We start from the raw sequence: 1,469 nt of genomic DNA on the forward strand, positions 1-1,469 counted from the left end.
CGCTTGTCGAGGCTCTGCCCGTCGATGACCGCGATCTGAGCGACAGCCCCGCTCATGCTTTCCGCCGTCGCGAGAGCCACGACCAGACAAGCGCTACTAAGCCGCTTCGTCATGCTCGTTCTCCCATCCGCAGAAGTATGGCAGCCACATTTCAGGCTCGTCGCCGAAGGTCTCCCGAAGCCGGGCGCATTCCTTGCTATTGGCTTCGTTCGAGGACAAAACCTTGATGAGATCGGGCATCGCCGACAAATCGAGCTTGGCGACAATCGAGTCGCTGTCGTGCTTGACGAGGAAGGTGCGTGTTTCCTTCGCGGTTCGGCGCACGAACTCGAATTCCTTCGCTGTCAGCGAGAAGCGCTCCATGTAGGACTCCTTGCTCGCCTTCGGGTTAGGGAAGAAAATGTTGGTCTTCGTTTGCTCGATGAGTGACGACGAGATGGAGGAATTGACGACGTCTTCCGCCGTCTGCGTGCCAAAGCCGACCACGCCGTTGCGGCGACGAATGGTCTTCAGTGTCTCGTTGATGAAGGCGGCGAAAACCTCGTCGTCCAACAGCTTCCAGCCTTCATCGAGGAAGAGCATGATCGGCGAGCCGTCGATGACGTCCTCAAGACGGTGGAAGATGTAGAGCAACGCCGCCGAACGCAGCTTTCGGTCACTCAGGATCCTGGTCATGTCGAACCCGACCACCGGCTTCGAGAAATCGATGAGATCGACGGGATTGTTGAAAAGCCAGCCCTTGTCCTTGGGGTCGAGCCAGGGCTGTATTCGCGCGGCCAGATCATTCATGCCAGGCATGAGCGAGCCCCGCAGCACTTCCGGCAGCAGGTCGAAGGTCCGTTTTTCGCGTGGGATCTTGTAGATCATATCGACGGCGGCGTTGATGACGCGCATCTCCGCCACATCAAGCGCGCCGCCTTCCGGCGTCAGAATGTAGAGGAGCAAATCTTCCAGGAAAGAACGGTTTTCTGCCGTGTCCTCGAGCTGCAATGGCGCGAACCCGGTCGGCTGGGAAGGTTCCATCACCTCGTAGCGACCGCCGAGCGCCCGAACGAAAATTTCAGCGCCGCGCATATAGTCGAAATAAACACATCGGGGCCGCGGCATGATGCGCATGGCTTGCGCCATCAGGAACGACAGCACCACGGTCTTGCCCGAGCCGGTCGGGCCGAACACCGTGAAGTGCCCGACATCGTGAACGTGGAAATTGAAGTAGTAGGCCGTCTGGCTGGTCGTTTCGAGCAAAGCGATGGGCCGCTTCCAGTGCAGCCGCTCGCGTTGGCCGGACGGGAAATTGTGTCCTGAGAAAAGACCGGCGAAGTTAAGTGACGAGATCAACGCACGTCGCGCGATGTAGCTGAAATTTCCCGGCAATTGCGCCCAGAAAGCCAGTTCCGTGTTCAGTGTCTCGCGAACCGGCACGATCGACATGCGCGAAAGCTCGGCCGTGATGTCGGATAGCGCACGGT

1 pseudogene is annotated in these 1,469 nt (G+C 58.9%); it reads right to left on the reverse strand.

Annotated elements, in window-relative coordinates:
- Positions 1-96: 96 nt before the first annotated feature.
- Positions 97-1,469, reverse strand: a pseudogene (locus EOA13_RS37040) (type VI secretion protein); the annotation flags it as partial.

It is taken from the genome of Mesorhizobium sp. M7A.F.Ca.US.011.01.1.1 (assembly GCF_003998295.1).
Lineage (GTDB): Bacteria > Pseudomonadota > Alphaproteobacteria > Rhizobiales > Rhizobiaceae > Mesorhizobium.